We start from the raw sequence: 5,726 nt of genomic DNA, 5'->3' as shown, positions 1-5,726 counted from the left end.
CGGCGGTGTACAGCTGGAGGCCCGGTTCGGTCGTCGCCACCGTCAGGGTCCGCCCGGACGCGGGATCGTACAGCGCGGCCACCTCCTCGGCCGTCCCGGTGACCCCCTTGTCGAGCACGAAGTTGTGGTCGTAGCCGGAGCCGGTCCGCCGGGCCGTGCGGAAGTCGAAGCGGGACCCGGTCACGTCGGCCGGCTCCCCGGCGGGGATCAGGTCCGCGTCCACCGGCGTGTACCGGGACGCGGCCAGCCGCAGCTCGTGGCCGCCGGCGTGGCCGGAACCGCTCAGGTTCCAGTACGTGTGGTTCGTCAGGTTCACCACGGTCGGCGCGTCGGTGACGGCCTCGTACGCGATGCGCAGCGCACCGGACTCCCCGAGCGTGTAGGTCACCGTCACCGCCAGCCGCCCCGGGAAGCCCTCCTCGCCGTGCGGGCTCACCCGGCTCAGGCGCAGCCCGTGCGCGACGGGCGCCACCTCCCACACCCGCTTGTCGAAACCGCGCTCGCCGCCGTGCAGCGCGTTCGGCCCGTTGTTGCGGGCCAGCGCGTACGTCCGGCCGTCCAGCGGGAACCGGCCACCCGCGATCCGGTTCGCGTACCGGCCGATCACGGCGCCCAGGTACGGCTCCGGATGCGCCAGGTAGCCGTCGAGGTCCGGGAAGCCCAGCACCACGTCCGCCGTCCGCCCGGCCCCGTCCGGGACCTCGACCGACTGCACGATCCCGCCGTACGACAGCACCCGCACCCGCACCCCGCCGCGCTCCAGCGTCCACCGCTGCACCGGAGTCCCGTCGGGAAGTGTGCCGAAAGGTTCGTTCATGTGGGGAACACTAGGTCACGGTCGTTCCGTGGTGATCCTGCGGTACGCGATCTCCGCCAGCCGCGCCTGGCCGTCCGTGCTCGGGTGGAACCAGTCCCACTGGCTGAGCTGGTCGGTGCCGAACCGGTAGTCGTACACCGCGTCGTCGTCGAAGCGGCAGCGGTGGTCCCGGGCGCAGACCTCCCGCAACACCTTGTTGTACGCCACCACCCGCTGCTGCACACTGTCCCGGCGTACCGCCGCCGCCCGGGTCAGGTCGTCCGCGTCCGCGAGCATCGAGGGGCAGATGCCGAGCTTCCACACCTGCTTGCCCAGCATGTTCGTCCGGCCCTCGGACCACAGCCGCTTCAGGTTCGGCACGCTCGCCACGTACACCTGCGTCTTCGGCAGCGACGAGCGCAGGGTGCCCAGCGCCTCCTCGAAGTCCGCGCGGAAGTCCGCCACCGAGGTCATCGCCGACGCCGAGGACCGGCAGGCGTCGTTCGCGCCCACCATCACCGTCACCAGCTGCGGGCCGCGGGCGGCCGCCCGCTCCATCTGCTCGGGCAGGTCGGCCATCCGGGCGCCGGTCACCGCGTAGTTCCAGCTGTGCCGCGCCGCCCCGGCCACCCCCAGCAGCCGCACGGCCAGGCTGTCCACCCTGGCGTCGCTGCCCGTCGCCCACGACACCTCCGGGCAGTCCGACAGCACTGTGCACGCGTCGAAGCCGCGCGTGATGGAGTCGCCCACCGCGGCGATGGAAGCGGGACTGCGGTCCCACGCCGGAGGCCGGACCGCGTGCGCCCCGGTGCCCTTCGGGGCCGGCGCGTGTCCGTCCCCGCCGGCACAGCCGGCGGCGCCCAGCAGCACGGCCGCCACGACGGCGAGACCGGTCCGCACACGGTGGGTTCGCTTCCGCATCCCTGCTGTTCCCCTCGCTCGACGGTCGGCTCTCCTCTCCCATGACAACGTGCGGGGGTTCCCGGCCCCGCCTCCGGGAACGGCACACCCCCGTACAAGCGTCCCCCTGGGTGAATGGCGGCGGTTTCCTCGCACCTGGACCGACGGTACGTCACACTCCTTGCCCCGCCGCAGGGTAGCCTCGCCATCAACGCGGCCGTCGCGCCACTGCCGCCCAGCCAGTCCGCAAGATGTCCCGCTCTGCCCGGAGGTTCCGGTGACGACACGTGGAGTTCTGTACGTGCACTCCGCGCCGCGCGCGCTGTGCCCGCACGTCGAGTGGGCCGTCGCCGGGGTGCTCGGCACGCGCGTCAATCTCGACTGGATCCGGCAGCCCGCGGCCCCCGGCACCTGGCGCTCGGAGTTCTCCTGGCAGGGCGAGGCCGGCACCGCCTCCAAACTGGCCTCCGCGCTGCGCGGCTGGCACCTGCTGCGCTTCGAGGTCACCGCCGAGCCCTGCTCCACCGCCGAGGGCGAGCGCTACAGCTGCACCCCCGACCTCGGCATCTTCCACGCCGTCACCGGCATCCACGGCGACATCCTGATCCCCGAGGACCGCCTGCGCGCCGCGCTGACGCGGTCCCGGCAGGGGGAGACCGACCTGGAGGCGGAGATCGCCAAGCTCCTGGGCAAGCCCTGGGACGACGAGCTGGAACCCTTCAGGTACGCGGGCGAGGGCGCACCGGTGCGCTGGCTGCACCAGGTGGTGTAGAGCGCCCCGAAGGGGCGCGGGGAACTGCGCGGGCGGCCACCGCGGACCCGCACCCGGCGACGAGAAGCCCCCGCCGACGACGATGGCCCGGCCCCCCAGGGGGGACCGGGCCATTCGGCGTGGCGGGACTCAGATCGTCCGGAACGCCAGCACCACGTTGTGCCCGCCGAAGCCGAACGAGTCGTTCAGCGCGGCGATACGGCCCTCGGGCAGGGCCCGCGCCGCACCGACGACGACGTCCGCGTTGACCTCGGGGTCGAGGTTCTCCACGTTGATCGTCGGCGGGGCCGTGCGGTTGACCAGGGCGAGGATCGACGCGACGCTCTCGATACCGCCGGCACCGCCCAGCAGGTGACCGGTCATCGACTTGGTCGCGGAGACCGCCATGTGGTCGACGTCGTCGCCGAACACCTTGCGCAGCGCCTTGATCTCGGCCACGTCACCCTGCGGGGTGGACGTGGCGTGCGCGTTCACGTGCACGACCTCGGCCGGCTTCAGGTCGGTGCTGTCCAGCAGGTTCTGCAGCGCGTGCGCGATGCCGTTGCCGGACGGCTCCGGCTGGGTGATGTGGTGGGCGTCGGCGGAGACGCCCTGTCCGACCGCCTCGACGTAGATCCGGGCGCCCCGGGCCTTCGCGTGCTCCTCGGACTCCAGGACGATGACACCGGCGCCCTCGCCGAGCACGAAACCGTCCCGGCCGGCGTCGTAGGGACGCGAGGCGCCCTGCGGGTCGTCGTTGTTCTTGGACATCGCCATCATGTTGCCGAACGCGGCGATCGGCAGCGGGTGGATGGCGGCCTCGGTGCCACCGGCCACGACCACGTCCGCACGCCCGGTGCGGATCATCTCGATCGCGTACCCGATGGCCTCCGCGCCGGAGGCGCAGGCCGAGACGGGGGTGTGCACACCGGCGCGGGCACCCAGCTCGATGCCGACGTTGGCCGCCGGGGAGTTGGGCATCAGCATCGGCACGGTGTGCGGGGAGACACGGCGTACGCCCTTCTCCCGCAGGACGTCGTACTGGTCGAGCAGGGTCGTCACGCCGCCGATGCCGGAGGCGATGACCGCACCGAGACGATCGGGGTTCACGGACGCGTCCTCACCGGCCCTGGCGGTGAAACCGGCGTCCTTCCAGGCCTCCTGAGCGGCGATCAGCGCGAACTGCGCGGACCGGTCCAGCTTGCGGGCCTGCGGGCGGGGGATGATCTCGCCCGGCTCGACGGCGATCTGCGCGGCGATCTTGACCGGCAGCTGTGCCGCCCACTCGTGCTTGAGGAGGCTGACACCGGACGTGCCGGCGAGCAGGGCCTCCCAGGTCGAGGCTGCGTCGCCACCCAGCGGTGTGGTTGCGCCGATACCGGTGACGACCACGGTGCGATTGGTCGGGCTCACGGGAATTCTTTCTCCAACGGATACGGGAGGACTACCCCCGCGCCAGCGGGGATTTACGGCGCCACCGCCGGGTGGCGGGGCCTTGCAGCCTGCGGCCTAGGGGATGGCTCAGGCCTGGTGCTTGAGGATGTAGTCGGTCGCGTCGCCGACGGTCTTGAGGTTCTTGACGTCCTCGTCCGGGATCTTCACGTCGAAGCGCTCCTCGGCGGCGACGACGACCTCGACCATGGACAGCGAGTCGACGTCCAGGTCGTCGGTGAAGGACTTGTCCAGCTGGACGTCCTCAACCGGGATGCCGGCGATCTCGTTCACGATTTCGGCGAGACCGGCGACGATCTCTTCCTGAGTGGCGGCCATGTCAGGCGCTCCTTCTTAGCTATTCCAGACGGTTTGTGGCAGTTGTCCCCCCACCGGATCGGATGATCCGGCACGGAGTGCCTAGGGGAGGGTAACGACCGTGGCGGCGTAGACGAGACCCGCCCCGAATCCGATGACGAGCGCGGTGTCGCCGCTCTTGGCCTCCCCGGTCGCCAGGAGCCGCTCCATCGCGAGCGGGATCGAGGCGGCCGAGGTGTTGCCGGTGGTGCGGATGTCACGGGCGACCGTGACGTGCTCCGGCAGTTTCAGTGTCTTCACCATCGAGTCGATGATCCGCACATTGGCCTGGTGCGGGATGAAGACGTCCAGGTCGTCCGCGGTGATCCCGGCCGCGTCCAGCGCCTGCTGGGCGACCTTCGCCATCTCGAACACGGCCCAGCGGAAGACCGCCTGGCCCTCCTGCGTGATCGCAGGGAACTTGATGTTGCCCTGGCTGTCCAGGGGCAGCTGGGACACGTCACCGAGGGCGAACCGGTCCCAGGGCACGGTCTGCTTGATGGTCGCGGACTTGTCGCCCTCGGAGCCCCACACCGTCGGGCCGATCGCCGGCTCGTCCGAGGGGCCCACCACGACCGCGCCGGCGCCGTCACCGAACAGGAACGCGGTCGCCCGGTCCTCCAGGTCGGTCAGGTCGCTCAGCCGCTCCACGCCGATCACCAGCACGTGCTCGGCGGAACCTTCCACCACCATGCCCTTGGCGAGGGTGAGGCCGTAACCGAAGCCCGCGCAGCCGGCCGAGATGTCGAAGGCGGCGGCCTTGCCCGTGCCCAGCTTGTCCGCGATCTCGGTGGCGACCGCCGGGGTCTGGCTGAAGTGCGAGACGGTCGACACGACCACCGCGCCGATCTGCCCGGCGTCGATGCCGGCGTCCGCGATCGCCTTCCCGGAGGCCTCGATCGCCATCGCGGCCACGGTCTCCTCGGGACCGGCCCAGTGCCGGGTCTCGATGCCGGAGCGGGAGCGGATCCACTCGTCGGAGGAGTCGATCCGCTCCAGGATCACCTCGTTGGGCACCACCCGGGCCGGCCGGTAGCCGCCGACGCCGAGGATGCGCGCGTACGGGGCGCCCTTGCTGGGCTTGATCTTCGCCATGTACGGCTCCTTAGGCGCCGGCGCCGGTGTGCTCAGCGAGGAGCGCGCGGGCGGCGTCGAGGTCGTCGGGGGTCTTCAGCGCCAGCGTCTTCACACCGGGCAGCGCGCGCTTGGCCAGGCCGGTCAGCGTGCCGCCCGGGCACACCTCGACGAGCGCGGTGGCGCCCAGCTCCCGGAACGTCTCCATGCACAGGTCCCAGCGCACGGGGTTGGCGACCTGCCCGACCAGCCGCTCCAGCACCTCGGTGCCGGACGCGACGGTCCGGCCGTCCTTGTTGGAGACGTACGGCACCTTCGGGTCGGCCGGCGACAGCTTCGCCGCGGCGTCGGCCAGGACGTCCACCGCGGGCGCCATGTGGCGGGTGTGGAAGGCGCCGGCCACCTTGAGCGGGACGA

General features: G+C 71.8%; 7 protein-coding genes. 1 reads left to right on the top strand and 6 read right to left on the bottom strand.

The genetic code is table 11. The features are described 5' to 3' along the window. Both IE312_RS30115 and IE312_RS30110 read right to left on the bottom strand, forming a co-directional pair. The coding region (locus IE312_RS30115; RefSeq protein ID WP_229900599.1) for an aldose epimerase family protein at positions 1-817 on the bottom strand (817 nt) is incomplete at its 3' end. Positions 818-832: 15 nt separating this feature from the next. Then, entirely contained in the window at positions 833-1,717 is an 885-nt protein-coding gene (locus IE312_RS30110; RefSeq protein ID WP_189985434.1) for an SGNH/GDSL hydrolase family protein, read from the bottom strand. 256 nt (positions 1,718-1,973) lie between these two features. On the opposite strand from IE312_RS30110, the gene IE312_RS30105 reads away from it, so the two are divergent. Further along, positions 1,974-2,468, top strand: a complete 495-nt coding sequence (locus tag IE312_RS30105) for a DUF3145 domain-containing protein (RefSeq protein ID WP_189985433.1) — start codon at positions 1,974-1,976, stop codon at positions 2,466-2,468. Positions 2,469-2,597: 129 nt separating this feature from the next. Here IE312_RS30105 and fabF read toward each other — a convergent pair whose 3' ends face one another. The 4 genes from fabF to IE312_RS42480 form a co-directional block, all read right to left on the bottom strand. After that, positions 2,598-3,860 (bottom strand): beta-ketoacyl-ACP synthase II, encoded by a 1,263-nt coding sequence (gene fabF / locus IE312_RS30100; protein ID WP_189985432.1) that lies wholly within the window; start codon positions 3,858-3,860, stop codon positions 2,598-2,600. A 108-nt stretch (positions 3,861-3,968) separates the two neighbouring features. Then, positions 3,969-4,217 (bottom strand): acyl carrier protein, encoded by a 249-nt coding sequence (locus IE312_RS30095; protein WP_030341284.1) that lies wholly within the window; start codon positions 4,215-4,217, stop codon positions 3,969-3,971. An 81-nt stretch (positions 4,218-4,298) separates the two neighbouring features. Then, positions 4,299-5,330: a ketoacyl-ACP synthase III gene (locus tag IE312_RS30090; RefSeq protein ID WP_189985431.1), complete on the bottom strand. Its 1,032-nt coding sequence runs from the start codon at positions 5,328-5,330 to the stop codon at positions 4,299-4,301. 10 nt (positions 5,331-5,340) lie between these two features. Beyond that, positions 5,341-5,726, bottom strand: a 386-nt coding sequence (locus IE312_RS42480; protein WP_368860027.1) for an ACP S-malonyltransferase, incomplete at its 5' end; no start/stop codon positions are given.

This window comes from Streptomyces capoamus (assembly GCF_014654935.1).
GTDB classification, from domain to species: Bacteria; Actinomycetota; Actinomycetes; order Streptomycetales; family Streptomycetaceae; genus Streptomyces; species Streptomyces capoamus.
Note: the sequence above shows the minus strand (reverse complement) of the source record. Positions and strands in the feature narration are given on the sequence as shown.

Bases quoted from the DNA above. Each gene is read 5' to 3' on its own strand.
- IE312_RS30090 (WP_189985431.1), bottom strand. From the start codon at position 5,330: ATGGCGAAGATCAAGCCCAGCAAGGGCGCCCCGTACGCGCGCATCCTC.
- IE312_RS30110 (WP_189985434.1), bottom strand. From the start codon at position 1,717: ATGCGGAAGCGAACCCACCGTGTGCGGACCGGTCTCGCCGTCGTGGCG.
- IE312_RS30095 (WP_030341284.1), bottom strand. From the start codon at position 4,217: ATGGCCGCCACTCAGGAAGAGATCGTCGCCGGTCTCGCCGAAATCGTG.